The following is a 19753-nucleotide window of genomic DNA, read 5'->3' as shown; positions in this document are numbered from 1 at the left end:
AAATGACAATGCCATGCCGTTTCACGCCTTTTAAGCTAAGCCTGCTGGCCCTGGCGGTTGCCAGCGCCGGTGCCAAGGCCCAGACCATCAACACGCCGCAATTTACTCTCACGTTCAGTGACGATGCCCAGACTCTGCTGGCCATGAAGCCCAAGGGGGCTGGCGGTTTTGACTTTCTGCCCTCGGCCCACAGCGACCGCAAGGGCCCGGGTTATTACCAGCTGGGAGATATTGATATTCGCCTGCGCTTTGTGGGGGAGGGGGCCTGGCAGGATTTCTCAAGCGCCCTTGCCACCACCAAGGTGAAGCCGCTAAAAGCTGGCGGTGAGCTGCTGGCCAGTAGCGATATCAGCGCCGATCTGGCCGGTATCCCCCTTGAGGTGCGCCGAGACTGGCTGCAACAAGACGGCCAACTGGTGCTGCGCTTTACCCTTAGCAACCACAGTGGCCGGGACATCGAGCTTGGCGGCCTGGGCATCCCCATGGTGTTTGACAACATCATCACCGGCCGCACCCTGGACCAAGCCCACGAGCAGGCCAGCTACGCCGAGCCCTACATGGGCCGCGACGGCGGCTATGTGCAGGTGGCCCGCCTTAATGGCAAGGGCCCGGCGCTACTGGTATTGCCCAAACAAAACGCCGGCCTTGAGAACTGGCGGCCGCTGCTGGACGCCAAAAACGCCGATGGCAGCCCCAAGATCTATAACGATCCCACCCACCGCACCCACACCTTTGAAGGCTTTTATGACTGGCAGGTGCTGAGCAAGGGCTTTAGCGACACCGACTGGCAGGGCGCCAAACAGTGGAACGACCCCACCAGCCGGGTGCTAAAAGCCGGTGAAACGCTGCAAACGGCGCTGCGCTTTGCCCTTTCGCCTTCCATTCGCGGTATTGAAAGCACCTTGCAGGCCAACCAACGGCCGGTAGCGGTGGGCATTCCCGGTTACGTGGTGCCTACCGATATGCCAGCCGAGCTGTTTTTAGATAGCCCAAGCCCCATCGCCGCTATCACCGTTAGCCCCGAAGGTGCCCTGGCCATCACCCCGGCGCCGGCCAAAGGCGACTGGCAGCATTTCAAGGTGGCTGGCAAAGCCTGGGGCCGGGCGCGGCTCGATATCCGCTACAAGGACGGCAGTGAGCAAAGCATCCACTACTTTGTGACCGACCCCATGGCCAAAGCCGTGGCCAAGATGGGCCAGTTCCTCTACCACCAGCAATGGTATGAAGGCAAAGATGACCCCTTTGGCCGCGGCCCGGCGGTGCTGGGTTTTGATAACGAAGCGGGGCACCTGGTTTTGCAAGAGCCGCGGGTGTGGATTGCCGGGCTCTCTGACGAAGGCGGCGCCGGCCCCTGGCTGGCCGCCATTATGAAGGAGCTGGGCCAGCCCGACGCCAGCGAGGTGGCCAAGTTCGAGCGTTTTTACACCCAGGTGCTGGATGGGCGCCTGCAGGTAAAAAGTGGCCCTGAGCAGTACGGCGTTAAAAAAAGCCTCTTTTATTACGACCCCAAGGCGCTGCCCGATTTTGCTTACGACAAAAACGTCGATTGGAGCACCTGGGCGTCTTGGAACAAAAAAGACGCCGCCGATGTGGGCCGCTCCTACAACTACCCCCATGTGGCAGCGGCCCAGTGGGTGCTCTATCGCCTGGCCCGCTTCCACCAGGGGCTGGTTAAAGCCCACGACTGGCACTGGTATTTGGAGCAGGCCTATCACACCAGCATGGCCATGACCGAGCTTGCCCCCCATTACGCCCAATTTGGGCAGATGGAAGGCAGTGTGTTTGTGGCCATCCTGGCTGACTTGCGCTCCGAAGGCCTCAAAGCCGAGGCCGACCGTCTGGAAGCGGCCATGAAAAAACGCGCCGAGCACTGGGCTTCTCTCAAGTACCCCTTCGGTAGTGAAATGCCCTGGGATTCTACCGGCCAGGAAGAGGTGTACGCCTGGATGCGCCACTTTGGCAAAACCGAGCAGGCCGATGAGACCCGCGAGGTGATTCTCGGCTACGACTTCACCCAGCCGCACTGGGGTTACAACGGCAGCGCCCGGCGCTTTTGGGATTTTCTCTACGCCGGTAAATACAGCCGCATCGAGCGCCAGCTGCACCATTACGGCTCCACCATCAATGCCTTGCCGCTGCTCGACAGCTACCGGCAAAACCCGGGGGATCTGTACCTGCTGCGGGTGGCCTACGGCGGCATGATGGGCGATTTGACCAACATCGACCAGCACGGCTTTGCCTCGGCGGCTTTTCACAGCTTCCCCGACATGCTGCGTTTTGACCCTTACAGCGGCGACTACGGCACCAGCTTTTTTGGCCACGCCTTTGGCATTGGCAGCTACTTGGTTAAAGACCCCCGCTTTGGCTGGCTGGGTTTTGGTGGCAGCGTCAGTGAGCAAGGTAACGAGGTGACCCTCACCCCCAAAGACGCCTTTCAAAACCGCGCCTACCTGGCGCCGCAAGAGCTGTATCTGACCCTCGATGCCGGCCGCTTTCGCCAGCTGACCCTGGGGCAAGACGGCACAGTGCGCCTGACCCTGGCGCCCAAAGATGCCCACACCCGCCAGGCGATGCTCAGCATCGAGGCCTTGGGCGGCGCTTATCGCCCCAAGGCAAGGCTAGAAAAGGCCGAGGGGCGCTACGTTATCCCCCTTGGCGATGGCCCTACCACGGTGGAGCTGGTTAAAGACTAAAGCCATAAGAAAAAGCCCCCTTCTAAGACGGTGGCTTTGAGACAAAGCCCCCTTTTAGGGGGCTTTCGTGTTTACAGCCTCTTACCAAGGGCTGGCACCTGCTTGTTCAACGCTTTTTCTCATCTATGTGCTGGCTCTTTTGGTGAACAACAGCCACCAACGCAACAGCATCACGGCAATCACCGGCACCAGCATCGTTCTGATAATGGGCTCTCTAGGAGCTTAGCCCTGGTTTGGCCACCTCTTTAGGAAGTGGTTTAACGCTGACAAACCCAAAAGCCCCCGCAAGCGGGGGCTTTTTTATGGCTGGATATCCGGCGCCTTTATCAACACAGCGCCACAAAAAAGGCCCCTAAAAGGGGCCAAAAGTGTTGCCATGACGGTTGTTTAGAACTTGGCGGTGAGCCCGACGTAGAGCTCGCGGCCCAGGGCATCGTAGATACCAGGGTAGGTGTTGCCGTTAACAAAACCGGTGGCCAGGTTGCTGACGATGATCGGCGGATCTTTGTCCAGCAGGTTGTTGGCACCAATGCGCACCTGAATGTTGTCGGTGAGCGGCATGTTGGCGGCCAAGTCCAGGTAGCTGTAAGCCTGGATATGGTCGCTGACATAGAAGGTGCTGTCGCCGGCCAGCAGCGGGTTGCTGTCGTTGGTGGAGAGATCCACGCTGCCGATATAGCGCCACAGGGCTGAGACTTCCAGGCCGTGCCAGGGGGTGTCCCAGGTGACCCGGGCGTTATGGCGCCATTCCGGTGCAGGCTGGCCACAAGTGGGGCCATACAGGCCTTTACAGTCGTAGCTGCCAAGACCGGGCAGGGGCTCGGTGGTCATGTCTTTGAGCCAGGTACCCACCAGGTTGAAGTTGAGGCTTCCCCAGCCGTTCAGGGCGACGTCGTAGTTGAGGTTCATGTCCACACCGGAGGTGCGCAGGTAGCCGGTGTTGAGGGTGGTGGAGATCACGTAGCCGGTGGTGCCGAACAAAGAGCCGGCGCTGGGGCTGCGGTGGATAAGGCCACAGTAGAAGCTTGAACCGGTACCGATACACTGGTTGAGGATCAGGGTCGGGTCTACCGAGCTGATGTAGTCGTCAACCTTGATGTGGTAGTAGTCCAGGCTCAGGCTCAGGTTCTCGATAAAGCGCGGGGTCAGTACCACACCAGCGGTGAAGGTTTTGGCTTCTTCCGGCTTGAGGTCGGGGTTGCCGCCGTACATGGCCACACACTGGTCGGCCGGGCACTCGACGATGTTGCCGTACTGGGCGCTGGTTACGCCGCTGTTGGCACACTCAATCTGGCTGGCAGCAGGGTTGGTGCCGGAGCACGGATCGGTACCCGAGTAGTTGCCGAGGCTTTGCGACGAGAACAGCTCGCTGATATTGGGCGCGCGGATGGCTTTGTTAAAGCTTGAGCGCAGGCGAATATCGTCGATGGGGGAGTAGGTCAGCTCAAACTTGAAGGTGTTGGCGCTGTAGCTTGAGGCGTCGCTTGAGTCGTGGTTTTTGTACTTGGAGTGGCGATAGCCGCCGTTAACCCCCAGGTATTTCACGCCAGGCGCGTCTTCCACCAACGGCACGTCCAGCTCGGTGTAGGCTTCGTCTACCTTGATTTTGCCGTAGGCGTCTTCGTAGCCGTTGGCCTCGGAGACGGCGTCGGCGTTGAAGTTATACACCTCTTGGCGATGCTCCAAACCCACTACCATGGCCGGGCCAATGGACGCGAAAGGCGACTTGATGCCATAGGCGTCCAAGTCAATCTGGCTGTAGGCGCTGTATACGTCCAGAGTCTGCTCGCTGTTGGTCTCACTGGTGGTGAGGATGTAGTCAAGGCCAGCATCGGAGATGCCACTGTAGGCAAACACATCGATGGGGGCGCAGCCACTGTTACCGGACAAACACACCACGTTGCCGTTGCCATCATCCACCGCCAGCAGGGCGTCGGCGGCTTTAAGCTGGTCGACGTCGTTCTGGTACTGCTCGGAGTAATTGGCCTTGGCGTGCAGGTAACTGACGTTGTAGGTGATGTTGTCGGTAAGGTTGCCACTGGCCGCCAGGTTGAAGCGGTAATCGCTGTGCTGCAGATCGTCGCGGCGGGCTCGGGCATTGGTGCCGTCCAGGCGATAACCCACGTAGGCGTCTACCTGCTCGCTGGTGCCGGCGGCGCTGCCACACAGCAGTGAGGCCTGCTGGCTGCTCATCAGCGGGTTGTCACAGTTGATGGCAAAGTCCGAACCGAACCACAGGGCCGAAGGCGCTACCTGGGAGAAGCTGCTGTCATGCATGTACATGAAGCTGCTGGACAGGCGGGTGCCGTTGTCAAAGTCGTAGTGGGCCATGTAGCCGCCGGTATAACGCTCGTCGTCACGCTGGATGTAGTTCAGCGGCGTGTAGTTATACAGGTAGTCATCGCTGTAGGCGTCCCAGGTTTTGGAACCGTCTTTGACGTTGTTGTAAGAACCGCCGCTGTTTTCACCGCTCAGCACGTAAAAGCGGCCCCAGGGGTTGTTGGAGGAGCCGCCGCAGGCGAGGCCGTCCAGGGTGTCGTTGGCGTTTAGGGCGCAAGCCGAGTAATCGCGCTTGTCCTGGGTAACGGGGTTGGTTTTACGGTAGGTGCCATACAGGGTGATGTTGCCCTTGCCGTCCAGAAAATCGGTGCCGCCGGCCAGGGAGAAGTTGTACTTCTTGCCGTCAAACACCGAGCTGCTGGCGTTCTGGTAGCCGTAGCTGTCCACCAGGCTGCGCACTGAGTCGTTGTCGTTCTTGTGTTGATAAGCGCCGCCCTGGGTGTCGAAGACAAAACCGTTGAGGTCGTCTTCCATGATGAAGTTCACCACCCCGGAGATAGCGTCGGAGCCGTACACCGCCGAGGCGCCGCCGGTGACCACGTCTACCCGTTTGATAAGGCTTGAGGGAATGAAGTTGATGTCCATGCCCATGGTGGGCAGGATGCGCTGGCCGTCAATCAGGGTCAGCACCCGGTTGGAGCCGAGGTTACGCAGGTTGATTTGCGCGCTGCCGTCAGAGCCGTTGGAGACGTTCTCGTTGGCGTCGGCAGTAAACTGCGGCATCCGGCTCAGGGCTTCTTCCACGTTGGTGGTGCCCTGGAGCTTCATTTCCTTGTTGGTGAGCACCGAGATGGGGCTGTTGGAGCTGTACTCGGCGCGCTGAATGCGCGAGCCGGTTACGGTGATGGTCTCGGTGTTCTTGTCTTTGGATTTGGCGCTGGCCTCTTCCACGCCGGTCTGGGCGCTGACCGGTTTTACTTCAATGTCACTCTGAGTCTGACTGCTGTCTGTGTTGGCGTCTTGTGCCTGCACCAGGCTGGGCGTGGTTATTCCCAGCAGTGCACAGATAGCCAGAACCCCAGGTGCTAATGGTTTTTGGTTTGTCATGGGTTCTCTCTCGCTAAACACGCTTATCGGTGTCAGAACCCCTTTTTTCGCCGAGGTCGGGAAAGCCGGAACTGTCTGTCTGACCTGGTTAATAACTGCACTCTGAAATAACGTATGTCAAATATATTATACGATATTCGTTATATGATCAGATCTCGCTCAAACTTTTAGGGGCCGCCAAGGCCGCGCTGGCTATGGCTTTGACAGAATATGTCAGGCCCTGGCGATACAGCGCCGTTACAGGCTTTTAGCAATTAGCGCTGGAAAATGGCCGGCGCGGTGGGCGGCTTTTAACAAGGGGAAAGGCGGCCAAAACTGGCCCTGGCGTGCACAAAAGTTCCCAGGTTGGCGCGGCGCGTCTGCCAACAAAAAGCCCGGCATCTGCCGGGCTTTTGCTTAGTCGTTGTAAGGGGAGGGGCCGCCGTCGGCAATGAACTTGTCGATGCGGTCAGACAATACCTTGAGCGGCACCGAGCCCATTTGCAGCACGGTGTCGTGGAAGGCGCGGATATCGAACTTGGCCCCCAGGGCCTGTTCGGCACGCTTGCGGTCCTTCTCGATGGCCATTTCACCCAAGTAGTAAGACAGCGCCTGGCCCGGCCAGGCAATGTAGCGGTCCACTTCGGTGGTGACTTCGTGGGTAGACAGCGCGGTATTGTCCAGCAGGAAGTCCTGAGCCTGCTTGCGGGTCCAGCCCTTGGCGTGAATGCCGGTGTCTACCACCAGGCGGGCGGCGCGCCACATCTGGTAGCTCAGCATGCCAAAGACTTCATAGGGGGTTTTGTAGATCCCCATTTCTTCGCCCAGGGCTTCGCAGTAAAGGGCCCAGCCTTCGCCGTAGGCCGAGATGTAGTAGTTGCGGCGAAACACCGGCAAATCTTTGTTCTCGGCGGCCAGCGGCATCTGGAAGGCATGGCCGGGGGCAGACTCGTGCAGCGTCAGAGCCGGCAGCGAGTAAAAGGGCCGCGATGGCAGATCGTAGGTATTGACCAGATAAATCCCCGGGCCGCCCCGACCACCGGTGTAGAAGGGGGCAATGTCGGCCGGCACCGGTACGATTGCAAAGCGGCGCCTTGGCAGGCGGCCAAAGTATTTGTCGGCCACGCCGTCAAACTCCTTGGCTATCCAGGCGGCGTGGTTTAGCAGCTCCTGCGGGGTCTTGGCGTAGAACTGCGGATCGGTGCGCAAAAAGTGCAGGAAGTCTTTAAGGCTGCCTTTGAATTTGACCTCTTTCATCACCTCTTGCATGCGGGCGCGGATCCGCGCCACCTCATCAAGACCAATTTGGTGGATCTGGTCCGGGGTCATGTCGAGGGTGGTGTATTTCTCGATTTGCGATTGGTAGAAGGCCTTGCCGTTAGGCAGATCTTCGGCGGCAAGGGAGGTAACGGCGCCCGGAATGTATTGCTTGCGAAGAAAATCCAGCACCGCCTGGTGGGCCGGTATTACGTACTGGGCAATAGCTGCCTTGGCCTTGGCTTGAAGGTCTTTTTGCACCGCCTCGGGCAAGGTGGCGGGCAGGTGCTTGAAGGGGGTATAGAAGACGTTGTGTTCGCCCTTGGCAGCCACCACCGAGGCGGCGGTGGCGTCGCGCCCGTCGAGGGTTATCTTGGGCAGGGTAAAGCCGCGCTTTAGGCCAGCTTTCATGTTGTCGATGTTCTGCTCAAAGTAGCGGGGCATGGTGGCCAGCCATTCGAGGTAGTGGCGATAGTCCTGCTCGCTGTGAAAATCCCCCTTGGCCATATAGGTAAGATCGCCCCAGAACGAGGTGTCGCCGGAGAGCGGCCGCTCATACACCTTGTTCACCACGTCGGAGATCAAGGAATCAAGCTGGGTTTTGTACACCGCCAGATTGACTTGGTTTTCATAACTCAACTGCGCTTTATCGAGCTTGGCCAGGGCCGCTTCCACCTGTTGCCAATGCTTGAGGTGGGCCTGCTGGGTGGCAAAGCTGACATCGGGCAGGGCGGTGGGGATAGCGGTGGCGGGGCTGTCTTCGTCCACGCTCTGTTGGTCTTGGCGCCACTGCCATTCGTCGCTGTAAATCTTCTTGAATGCGTCATCGGTGGCCGAGGCCAGGGCCTGGCTTAAGGGCGCTGCGGCCAGCGCGGCCCCTAAAAACAAGGCCCGTGGTAGGGCTGCTAACTTCATCACACCTAGCTCCTTGAATTGGTTTGTTAGTCTATATATCGTATACCGTATATAACTTGAGATAAAAAGACCTACGTCGGCGACGACCACAACGGGAGCCCTTATGTGCCATCTTTGCCTGACCACCAGCAGGCGCCAGGTTTTAAAAGGCGTATCCGCCCTTGCCGCTTTGTCGGCCCTTGGCAGTCTTTCACTGGCTGGCTGCGCCGAGCAGCCCAGCCAACAATTGGCCGGTGCCAAGCCCTTACCCGGCACCGCCAGCGCCTTGCCGCTCAATCAGGTAAGGCTGCTGCCATCGCCCTTTAAAACCGCTCAGGAAGCCAACAGCCGCTACCTGATGGCACTGGAACCCGACCGCTTTTTGCATAACTTCCGGCTCTTTGCCGGCCTCAAGCCCAAAGGCGAGGTCTATGGTGGCTGGGAAGCCGACACCATCGCTGGCCACAGCCTCGGCCACTATATGTCGGCCCTGGCGCTGCTTCACGCCCAGACCGGCAGCCTTGAGGCGAAACGCCGGTTAAGCTACATCATCAGCGAATTGGCCGAAGCCCAGGACGCCGAGGGCGACGGTTACGTGGCGGGTTTTACCCGCAAGCGAAAAGACAAATCCATCGTCGATGGCAAGGAGATCTTTGCCGAGATAAAGGCCGGCGATATCCGCTCAGCGGGTTTTGATCTCAACGGTTGCTGGGTGCCCTTCTATAACTGGCACAAGCTCTATACCGGCCTCTTTGACGCCCAAACCTATTGCGGCCTGGACCAAGCCTTGCCGGTGGCGGTGAAACTGGGGGGCTATATCGAAGGGGTGTTCGCGCCTTTAAGTGAGGCCCAGGTGCAGCAGGTGCTGGACTGCGAGCACGGCGGCATCAACGAGAGCTTTGCCGAGCTTTATGCCCGTACCAACGACCAACGCTGGCTGGCCCTGGCCGAAAAGCTCTACCACAAAAAGGTGCTAGACCCCTTGGCCGACGGCAAGGACGAGCTGGCCAACATCCACGCCAATACCCAGATCCCCAAACTCATTGGCCTGGCTCGTATCCATGAGCTGACCGGTGAGCAGCGCAAAGGCGCCGCGCCGCAGTTTTTCTGGGAAGCGGTCACCGAGCACCACTCCTACGTGATTGGCGGCAACGCCGACCGCGAATACTTTTACGAGCCCGACGCCATCGCCAACCACATCACCGAGCAAACCTGCGAGGGCTGCAACACCTACAACATGCTCAAATTGACCCGCCACCTTTATAGCTGGGGGGTTAATGCGGCCTACTTTGATTACTACGAGCGGGCGCATCTGAACCATATCCTGGCGCAAATCGACCCAGAATCGGGCATGGTTACCTACATGATGCCGCTGATGTCAGGAGCGGTGCGGGAGCACTCCACCCCCTTTGACAGCTTCTGGTGTTGCACCGGCACCGGTATGGAAAGTAATGCCAAACACGGCGACTCCATCTATTGGCAAAGCGCCGACACCTTCTTTGTTAACCTCTATATTCCCTCCAGCGCCGACTGGCGCGAGGGCAAAGCCGCCTTTAGCCTCAATACCAGCTACCCCTACCAGGGCGAGATAAAGCTGAAGGTTGAGAAAGCCGAGCAGGCCTTTACCCTTGCCATGCGCATTCCCGCCTGGGCTGGCGCCGACTGGACCCTGGCCCTTAACGGCAAGCCGGTGGCGGTCAGCCAAGACCGCGGTTACGTCTACCTCAGCCGCCGCTTCAAGGCCGGGGATGAAATTACCCTCACTCTGCCCATGACCCTGCGCCTTGAAGGCACCCAGGGCGACGATAGTGTGGTGGCGTTGCTCCGTGGCCCCATGGTGCTGGCCGCCGACCTTGGCAGCAGCCAAGACACCTTCGACGGCACCGCCCCGGCCCTGGCCGGTAACGACCTGCTGGCGGGCTTTAGCGCCATGGACGAAAGCAGCGCCCTTTATAAAACCCAGGGCATTGGCCGCCCGGCAGAGATGACCTTCTCACCCTTTTATGCCAACCATCACCGGCGCAGCGCCGTGTACTTCAAGCGCTTTAACGACGCCCAATGGGCCGCCGAAGAAGTGGCCTATGCCGCCGAGCAAGAACGGCTTAAAGACCTGGCCGCCCGCTCGGTGGATGTCATGCACCTGGGGGAAATGCAAGCCGAGCGCGACCACAAGCTGGAAGCCGAGATCAGTTACCCGGTGGTGTACCGGGGCCGCAATGGCCGCGACGCCCGCACCGGTGGCTTCTTTGAATTTACCTTCAAAACGGCCCCCGGCCCGCTTAAGCTGCAGGCCACCTATTGGGGGGAGGAGCGCAAGCGACTTTTCCATATACTGATTGACGGCAAGCGCATCGCCAGCCAGACCCTGGACTTTGACAAGCCCGGCGCCTTTTTCGATGTGGAATACGACATCCCGCCGGCCCTGACCCAGGGCAAAAAACAGGTGCGAGTGCGCTTTGAGCCCGAACCCGGCAACACCGCCGGCCCGGTATTTGGCGTGTTGCTGTTTAAGCCCAAACAGCAATCGGCCTGAGTAGACAACCTCTTCAAAGGCGGCCCCTGGGCCGCCCTTTTGTGTAGTAAGGACCCCTCAACATGAACGCAATTGGCGGCAAAACCGCAACCGAGGCCCTGGCGGGCCTGTCTGACATGACCCTCAATACCCAGGCTATTGGCCTGGAGGAACACCAGGCGCGTATCCAAAAAGCCTGCGCCTACATGCAGGCCAACGGCATCGACGCCCTTTATCTCAACGCCGGTACCAATCTCTCCTACTTTACCGGCCTTGACTGGTACCCCAGTGAGCGGCTGGTGGGGGCGCTACTGAGCCAAAGCGGCGAGCTTTGCTATTTGGTGCCGCACTTTGAGATTGACTCCATCCGCGAACGGCTGCTGCTTGAGGCCCCTCTTCACGGCTGGCACGAGCACGAAAGCCCCTATGCCCTCTTGGCCTCCAAGGTGGCGGGCAAGGTGCTGGCTATTGATGAGTCCACCGCCTTTTTCGTGGCCGATGGCATTCAAAAGGCGGCGCCGGGGCTCAGTATCATCAACGGCGGCGAGGTTAGCGCCCATTGCCGGATGCACAAGTCAGCAGCGGAAATTGCCCTTATCCAAACCGCCATGGACATGACCATCGCCGTACACAAGGCGGCGGCCAGCATCCTTTATGAAGGCATCTCCACCACGGAGGTGGAGCGCTTTATCAACCAGGCCCACCAGAAGGTAGGGGCCAGCGGCTCCTACTTTTGCATCGTGCTCTTTGGCAAAGCCACCTCCTTCCCCCATGGGGTGAAAGATCCGCAGCTGCTGAAAAAGGGCGACTTGGTACTGATTGACACCGGCTGCAAGGTCAAAGGCTACCTCTCTGACATCACCCGCACTTACGGCTTTGGCAATGTTGGCGATAAAGCCCGCGCCATTTGGGCCTCGGAGAAAAAAGCGCAGCTCGCCGCCTTTGCCGCCGCACAAGTGGGCCAGCCCTGTGGCGATGTCGACGCCGCCGCCCGCGCCTCCTTGGTTGCAGACGGCCTGGGGCCAGACTACAACCTGCCGGGCCTGCCGCACCGCACCGGCCATGGCCTGGGTATGGACATCCACGAATGGCCCTATCTGGTCAAAGACAACCCGCTGCCCCTGGCGCCGGGCATGGTGTTTTCCAATGAGCCGATGATAGTGCTACCTGGCGAATTCGGGGTGCGCCTGGAAGACCACTTCTACATGACAGACCAAGGCCCCCGCTGGTTCACCCAGCCCGCCCACAGCATCGATAGCCCCTTCGGGCCTTAATAAAAAAGCCGGCAAATCGCCGGCTTTTTTATGTCGGGTCGTTGCCAAGTTTTTTCATCAAAGGGCATAGTAGGGCGGTGTTTTAATTAAAAGCCTAGTCGTGCATGGATGCCGTTAATGCCCAAGGCAGCGCCAATCAGCGTTGCTGGCTCATCGAACTTTTCGCCTTTTGGGAAGGCCGGGTCACCACCGGCCATGTGAGCCACTTCTTTGCCATTGGTCGCCAGCAGGCCAGCAAGGAACTGGCCAGTTACCGCGCCCGCTATCCCCACCAGCTTGCCTACAGCGCCTCTGCCAAAGGTTATGTACCCACGCAGTGGTTCAAACCTGCCCTTATTAGCGGTGATGTGGGGGAATACCTTGACTGGGTAACGGCCCAGCAGCGCCCAAGCCTGGTGCCCAAGGCGGCCTACCACCTCGAAGCGGGCGCCACCGCCCTTGCCCCGCGCCGGGTTAGCGCCCGGCTTATTCGCCCTTTGGTCAAAGCCCTTCGCCAGCAGCAACGGCTGGAGGTGGACTACCTCGGCGTCACCAACCCCAGCCGCGAAGGGCGGGTGATTATCCCCACCCGTTTTGTCAAAACTGCCCAGCGCTGGCACCTGCGTGCCTGGTGCGAGCAAAGTCAGGGCTACCGCGACTTTGTGCTAAGCCGTTTTCGTGGCGAGCCCGAGCTAATGGGCCGGCCCTTGGCCCCCTTGCCAGACGACACTGCCTGGCACACCCACATCACCCTCTGCATCAAACCCGACCCGCGCCTAAGCCCCGCCCAGCAAGCCGCCCTGGCCGCCGACTACGGCATGGCAAACGGTGAGCTTTTGCTCCCAAGCCGCGCCGCCCTTGCCAACTACCTGCTACTGGATATGCACATCCACACCAAGATGCTCGACGGCAACCCCGCCGCCCAGCAGCTTATTCTCGCCAACATCGACGAGGTTAAGCCCTGGCTCTTTGGCGGCTGACATGTCGCCTCAGGCGACATGTGAAAAACCACAGTGTTGGCAAGAAGTTAGGAGAGGGTAAGGTGCAGTGACACAGCGGGAGATGCTTTGATGCAAGATTTTACACCGTCGGACATGAAGACCATTTTGCATTCAAAAAGGGCCAACCTTTATTACCTGCAGCACTGCCGCGTGCTGGTCAATGGTGGCCGGGTGGAATACGTCACCGGTGAAGGCCAGCGTCAGCTCTATTGGAATATTCCTATCGCCAATACCACAACGGTGTTGTTAGGCACCGGCACCTCGGTTACTCAAGCGGCGATGCGGGAGCTGGCCAAAGCTGGCGTGATGGTCGGTTTCTGTGGCGGTGGAGGGACTCCGCTGTTTAGCGGCACGGAAATGGGCATGGATGTGGCGTGGTTCTCACCGCAAAGCGAGTACCGGCCTACCGAATACCTACAAGCCTGGGTGCGGTTTTGGTTCAACGACGAACTGCGTTTGCAAGCGGCCAAAAATGTGCAGTTGGCACGAATTAACAGGCTGAAAACACAGTGGTTGAGGGATAAGGCGCTGCACAATGCGGGCTTTCAACTGGATAAAGCGCCATTGGAACAGGCCCTGACTAAGGCGCAAGCCGATGTGCTCAAGGCCCAGGACCACACCACCTTACTGACCGAAGAAGCGCGGCTGACCAAGCTGCTCTTCAAACTTGCTGCTCAAGCCACCGGCTATGGCGATTTTGTTCGAGCCAAAAACGGCACCGGTGCCGACCCTGCCAACCGCTTTCTTGATCACGGCAACTACCTGGCTTACGGCTTGGGAGCAACGGCCTGTTGGGTGCTGGGCCTGCCCCATGGGCTGGCAGTGCTGCACGGTAAAACCCGGCGTGGCGGCTTGGTATTTGATGTGGCTGACCTGGTTAAAGACGCCACCATTTTGCCCCTGGCCTTTATCAGCGCCATGCAAGGGGACGACGAACAGCAGTTTCGCCAGCGCTGTATCGAGAGCCTGACCCAAAGCGAAGCGCTGGATTTCATGATTGACCATCTCAAGGAAACGGCTACCACCTTGGGGCAGGAAGCGGCTCTATGAACGTGCTGCTGATCGCGCAATGTGACAAAAGAGCCTTGGCCGAGAGCCGCCGTATCCTCGACCAATTTGCCGAGCGCCGAGGTAGCCGCACCTGGCAAACCAGCATTACCCAAGCGGGGCTTGATACCTTAAGAAAGTTGCTGCGAAAAACCGCTAGGCGAAATACCGCTGTGGCCTGCCACTGGATCCGTGGCCACGACCACAGCGAACTGGTTTGGATAGTGGGTGATGCCGGGCGCTTTAACGAGCAGGGCGCGGTACCTACCAACATCACCCGCCGCGATGTGTTGCGCGCAGATGACGAGAACGACTGGCACTGCGGCGAGGCTATTTACCTGTTATCGGCCATGGCTGCCTTGATGCATGACTTAGGTAAAGCTTGCCTGGCGTTTCAGCGCCGCCTTAAAGGCCAATTGAGCGAGCGAAATCGCTATCGCCATGAGTGGATATCGCTGCGTCTGTTTCAGGCCTTTGTCGGCACCGATAGCGATGAACAGTGGTTGCAAAGGCTGGTAGAACCCTCGCTAAAGGACCATGCCCGTTGGCTTGCCAATTTGCAAAAAGACGGCCTAGACAGCCACTGCGATAGGCCTTTTGCCAAAATGCCGCCCCTGGCAAGCGCCATTGGCTGGCTTATCTTAAGCCACCACCGGCTGCCGGCTTACCCTGCCTACAACCAGCATGACCAGCAACTGCCCTATGGCCGCAAAGACGACCAGCTTCAGGCCCAGCAGCTTCAGCAGCTACTCAGTAAAATCGACGCCCGCTGGAATGAGATTGTCGAGCCTGCCGCGGCCAAAGAGCTGCAAAGCTACTGGCACTTTGATGACGAGCTACCAGTTGTTACCCCGCCTTGGCAAAAGCAGGCTGCCCGAATCGCCAAGCGCCTGCAACTGGCCCAGCAGCACGAAAGCCCGCAGCGCTGGCTTGATAGCCCCTATGTCATGCATCTTTCGCGGCTCTGCTTGATGCTGGCTGACCACTACTATTCATCGCTGGGGGTCACTACCCATAGCGCCGATAAAAGCCGCTGCCGGGACCCGCGTCGCCTTTCGGCGTTGCCTGGCTATCGGCTTTATGCCAATACCCTAAGGGCAACGGGCGAGCTTAATCAGCCACTGGACGAGCACCTGCTGGGGGTCTGTGCCCAAGCCGGAATTGTCAGCCATGCACTGGCAGGCGTTGAGCGCCACTTGCCAACCCTGGCCCGGCACAAAGGGCTTCGAAAACGCAGCCAAAACCCGCGCTTTCGCTGGCAAGACAAAGCGGCAGACATGGCGCTGTCTCTTCGGGAACGCTCGGTGCAACAGGGGCTTTTTGTGGTGAACATGGCCTCCACCGGCTGCGGTAAGACTCTGGCCAATGGCCGTATCGCCTATGCCCTGGCTGATCCTTTGCGCGGCGCCCGCTTTACCGTTGCCTTGGGGCTTAGAACCCTCACTTTGCAAACCGGCCAAGCGCTGCGAGAGCGTTTGCAACTTGGTGAACACGAACTGGCGGTACTGGTTGGCGGCCAAGCACATCGCGATTTACAAGAGCACTACCAGCACCAGTCAGAGCAGCATGGCTCTGCTTCTGCGGCATCGTTATCAGAGCCGCAGGACCATCTGTATTTTGAAGGCAATGGCCAAACCCACCCCTTATTAACGCGATTGATGCTTGAGGGGCGTAGCCGCCAGTTACTGGATGCTCCGCTTTTGGTATGCACCATCGACCACCTGATGCCTGCCACTGAGAGCTTGCGAGGTGGCCATCATATTTTGCCGATGCTGCGGCTGCTCAGTAGCGACCTTATCCTCGATGAGCCGGACGACTTTGATTTAGCCGATTGCCATGGGTTGACCCGCCTGGTGTATTGGACCGGCCTACTGGGGCGGCGGGTGATTTTATCTTCTGCCACCTTGCCCCCTGCCTTGGTGGAAGGTTTGTTCAATGCTTACCTGAAGGGGCGCGAGGCCTACCAGCAATATCGGGGCGAGCCGGGCACGGCGCTTGATGTTTGCTGCGCCTGGGTTGATGAACACCGCACCCAGCATAACGACTGCCCGGCCCTTGATGATTTTGCTAAAGCCCATCACAGCTTTGCCAGCAAACGCTACCGGCAACTGGCAGAAGACGAGGCCCGGCGCCTTGGGGCATTAGTTGCCTTGCCACCGGCACCGGTCGCTCGGGAAAAAGCCGGTGAGATGTTGGCGCCGTTACTTCTTGAACACATGCAAAAGCTGCATGCCGCCCACGGCCAGCCAGACCCTAAAAGCGAGAAAAACGTCAGCTTCGGGCTTATTCGCCTGGCCAATATCGAGCCACTGATTGAGGTTGCCTTGGCCCTTTTTGCTGCTGAACTGCCTGCCGGTTGGCGCTTGCATTTGTGTGTGTATCACTCGCAGTTTCCGCTTTTCTTGCGCTCGGCCATCGAGCACCGGCTGGACTCGGCCCTTAACCGGCGTGACCCGGATGCGGTATTTGCGTTAGCGGATATTCGCCAGCGGCTCGACAACCACCCCGAGCCGCAGCAGCTGTTTGTGGTGCTAGGTAGCCCGGTTACCGAAGTGGGCCGCGACCACGACTACGACTGGGCCATTGCCGAGCCCTCTTCCATGCGCTCGCTTATTCAGCTGGCCGGGCGCATCCGCCGCCATCGCCCAGGGGCCGCGCAAGGGGACAACCTGCTTATTCTCGACACCAACCTTAAACACCTGGCCGAGCCGCGCCAGCCTGCGTTTTGCCGGCCCGGATACGAATCGCTTGGGCATCGCCTGCACGCGCATCGCCTCGGCACCATTTTGCAGCCTGGCCAATACCGCGTTATTGATGCCCGGCCAAGGCTATTGGAGCCCGCACCACTAAACCCCAATGGCCAGTTGGTGGATTTGGAGCACCAGCGCATTCGCGATGTGATGCACCCAAACCTCAGCGCGCCTTCGGTGACGCCTGGCCGCCGAGGGGCTAGCACCCCGGTAGTGCCGCCGCTGGGTGCTTACAGTTGCTGGGCCATTCCCCACATCGGTTTAACCGGGGTGCTGCCCCAGCGCTTTCCCTTTCGTGAAGACAACCGGCGTTATCGCGACTTGGTGTTTTTAGCCGATGACGACCAGCAGCAGTTGCTTTGTTACGAATTCATACCCAAGGAACGGCAAACCATTCCAGTCGATAACAGCCTGCTCACCTACGATAACCACCGTATTTTCAGCGGCCAGAGGGTCAGCCCGTGGGCAGAAACCGATCTGCTGGTGGCCCTTACCACCTTGGCAACGGCCTTGGATATGCCACTGGAGGATTGTGCCAAACGCTTTGCCACGGTGCGCCTGCCAGACAACGAACGAGGCTGGCACTTTCACCCGGTGTTGGGATTTAGGAAACGGAGGTAAAAGGATGAAAAACAGAAATACCCTTGGGAGGGCTATTTATGGCTGACCTAGAAAGCCAATCTCAAAAACTACGTGCGCTTATCGCCGAGTTTATCCAAGGGCGGTTGGCTGCCAAGCTGGAAAAGCTAGCAGCGGATGACCCTAAATACGCTCTGCTCACGGCGCAGTATCAATATGACGCCTGGTTGGAAAGTGCTGCCCGCCGGGTAGGGCAAATCCAAAGTGTTACCCACACCCTCAAAGCCATTCACCCTGATGCCAAAGGCAGCAATCTTTACGTTAGCCCTGGCACCTTAAAAGCCCATTCATTGCTGGGTAGCCATGATTTGGCAGGTGGCTTTCAAGCCGATGTAGTGGGTAACGCCGCCGCGCTGGATGTGTACAAGTTTTTAAAGCTGACCGACGAGCGTGGCAATACCTTGCTGGAGCTGGCGCTGGCGGATGATGCCGCCCTCAAGGCGGCACTAAGCAAAGACGCCGCCGAGGCTGAACAGTGGCTGGCGGCTTTTGCCAGCCTCCTTGGCAGCGATGGTGCTCTTGCCAGTCACCCACAGGCCAAACAGATTTACTGGTTAACCGGCGAAGACCCCGGTAACGACCTTCACTATCAGGTGTTGGCGCCCCTTTATGCCAGCTCGCTGGCCCATGAGGTTTTTACTCGCATCAACCAGCACCGCTTTGGGGAAGAAGCCAAAGCGGCGCGTGAGGCGCGCCGCAATGGCCACTTTCATGAAACCGGTTATTGCGACTACCCCAACCTAGCGGTGCAAAAACTCGGTGGTACCAAGCCGCAAAATATCAGCCAGCTCAACAGTGAGCGTGGTGGTAATAACTACCTGTTAGCGTCTCTGCCACCCAGTTGGGACACCAGCTTGCTTACGCCGCCTCTCAAAACCGATTCTGTTTTCAAGCGTTTTGGTCGGCGCCCGGCTGTGCGCCACACCGTCAAAGCCTTGCAGGGGTTATTAAAGGCCGAGCCACCGAAAAACCTGCGCACCCGCGAAACCCGTTTTTCCCTTACCTCAGCCTTGGTGGATGAGTTGCTGCAATTTGGCGCCGAGTTCTGGGAGCTAAACCCAGGCTGGAGCCAGCACCCGGACTGCCGCTTAGTGGAAGAAGAGATCTTCTGGCTAGACCCCTACCGCGCCAAATCGGACCTCGACTTTGCCGAGCATCGCCAACAAGCCGATTGGCCACAGCAAATCCGCGAGCGTTTTGCTAATTGGCTTAACGCCCAGCTCCATAAAGCCGGGCTGCCGGTGGGCGACCCGGAGTTCGCGCAATGGCAAAAGGAGGTCAAGCTCGACGATGACTGGCGCCATTGGCTCAAGCACCTGCAACAAGAGCTGGATCAGTTACAAAAGGAGTTGAGCCATGACTAACTCGCCAGAAACCGGCTTGCTGGTAGTGCCCCGCATCAAGGTACAAAACGCCAACTGTATCTCCAGCCCTATGACCTGGGGCTTCCCGGCCATCACCGCCTTTACTGGCTTGATGACCGCGCTAGAGCGTAAAACCCATGGCCATATCGGCTTGCAGTTCTTGAGTGTGGGGGTGATTTGCCATCACTTTGAAGCCCAGGTTACCCAAGGGGGCTACACCCGCGCCTTTCGCCTGACCCGCAACCCCGTGGATAAAGACGGCTCAACGGCCGCCATTGTCGAAGAAGGGCGCGCCCACCTGGAGATCACCCTGGTATTTGGGGTGGCGGGGCAGGGCATGGCAGCAGACCCACAGCAATATGCCCAGATGGCCCAATACTGCGCCGACACCCTGGCAACCATGCGGGTTGCTGGCGGTAGCGTGCTAGCTGCCAAGCCCGGCACCCGTGCTTTTTATCAAAAGCCGCAGCTTGTCAGCCTGGGGGATAGCGCCGAGACCCGGCATAAAATCTTTCGCACACTGTCGCGCCAATGGCTGCCGGGTTTTGCCCTGGTTTGCCGTGACGATTTATTGCAAACGCGGCTGGAAGAGTTGCAACAAAGCAACCCTGCGGCTTCGCGCCTTGATGCCTGGCTGGATTTGTCGAGCTTGCAGATAAAGCCCTTGCAAGAGCAAGGCACCGACAAAGTGCAATGGCAAGCGCGGCGCCCGCCCGGCTGGCTGGTCCCCATTCCGGTTGGCTTCGGGGCTTTGTCCGACCCCTATGCACCAGGCCAAGTGGCTAACGCCCGCGACCCACGGGTGCCCTTTCGCTTTGTAGAAAGCCTTTATTCCATTGGCCAGTGGCTGAGTCCGCACCGGCTGGAGGGGCACCAGCAACTGCTTTGGTACCCCGTCACCCTGCCTGAAGAAGGCGTGTATCGCTGTCTTAACGAATTTACTGTTGAAACCTCTCACATTTGAAAAGGAACCTGAA

Annotated in this window: 10 protein-coding genes; 8 read left to right on the top strand and 2 right to left on the bottom strand. The window is 58.9% G+C overall.

The features are described from left to right. Positions 1-8: 8 nt before the first annotated feature. Complete coding sequence (locus AC22G1_RS14865; protein WP_487314067.1) at positions 9-2693, top strand: DUF5695 domain-containing protein; 2685 nt, start codon at positions 9-11, stop codon at positions 2691-2693. Positions 2694-3080: 387 nt separating this feature from the next. Here the strand turns inward: AC22G1_RS14865 and AC22G1_RS14860 are convergent, their stop codons facing one another. Beyond that, the gene (locus AC22G1_RS14860) at positions 3081-6080 is read right to left on the bottom strand and encodes a TonB-dependent receptor domain-containing protein (RefSeq protein WP_487314066.1); all 3000 of its coding nucleotides are present in this window, start codon (positions 6078-6080) and stop codon (positions 3081-3083) included. A gap of 396 nt (positions 6081-6476) precedes the next feature. Then, positions 6477-8231 (bottom strand): DUF885 domain-containing protein, encoded by a 1755-nt coding sequence (locus AC22G1_RS14855; RefSeq protein ID WP_487314065.1) that lies wholly within the window; start codon positions 8229-8231, stop codon positions 6477-6479. Positions 8232-8334: 103 nt separating this feature from the next. Between AC22G1_RS14855 and AC22G1_RS14850 the strand changes: the two genes are divergently transcribed. The 7 genes from AC22G1_RS14850 (at position 8335) to csy2 (ending at position 19740) form a co-directional block, all read left to right on the top strand. Next, the gene (locus AC22G1_RS14850; RefSeq protein WP_487314064.1) at positions 8335-10743 is read left to right on the top strand and encodes a beta-L-arabinofuranosidase domain-containing protein; all 2409 of its coding nucleotides are present in this window, start codon (positions 8335-8337) and stop codon (positions 10741-10743) included. A gap of 62 nt (positions 10744-10805) precedes the next feature. Continuing rightward, positions 10806-11996 carry a M24 family metallopeptidase gene (locus AC22G1_RS14845; protein WP_487314063.1) on the top strand — a complete coding sequence of 397 codons (1191 nt, stop codon included), beginning with the start codon at positions 10806-10808 and terminating at the stop codon, positions 11994-11996. Positions 11997-12100: 104 nt separating this feature from the next. After that, on the top strand, positions 12101-12955 hold the full coding sequence (locus AC22G1_RS14840) for a BrxR family helix-turn-helix transcriptional regulator (RefSeq protein WP_487314062.1): 855 nt from the start codon (positions 12101-12103) through the stop codon (positions 12953-12955). Between the two features lie 90 nt (positions 12956-13045). Then, positions 13046-14026 carry a type I-F CRISPR-associated endonuclease Cas1f gene (cas1f, locus tag AC22G1_RS14835; protein WP_487314061.1) on the top strand — a complete coding sequence of 327 codons (981 nt, stop codon included), beginning with the start codon at positions 13046-13048 and terminating at the stop codon, positions 14024-14026. Next, a complete protein-coding gene (cas3f, locus tag AC22G1_RS14830; protein ID WP_487314060.1) occupies positions 14023-17394 on the top strand; it encodes a type I-F CRISPR-associated helicase Cas3f in 3372 nt (1123 codons plus the stop codon). The genes cas1f and cas3f overlap by 4 nt, the downstream gene beginning before the upstream one ends. A 38-nt stretch (positions 17395-17432) precedes the next feature. Beyond that, entirely contained in the window at positions 17433-18776 is a 1344-nt protein-coding gene (gene csy1, locus AC22G1_RS14825) for a type I-F CRISPR-associated protein Csy1 (RefSeq protein ID WP_487314059.1), read from the top strand. Further along, positions 18769-19740: a type I-F CRISPR-associated protein Csy2 gene (gene csy2, locus AC22G1_RS14820; protein ID WP_487314058.1), complete on the top strand. Its 972-nt coding sequence runs from the start codon at positions 18769-18771 to the stop codon at positions 19738-19740. Before csy1 ends, csy2 begins: the two co-directional genes overlap by 8 nt. Positions 19741-19753 lie beyond the last annotated feature (13 nt).

This window comes from Gallaecimonas zhanjiangensis (genome assembly GCF_057624825.1).
Note: the sequence above shows the minus strand (reverse complement) of the source record. Positions and strands in the feature narration are given on the sequence as shown.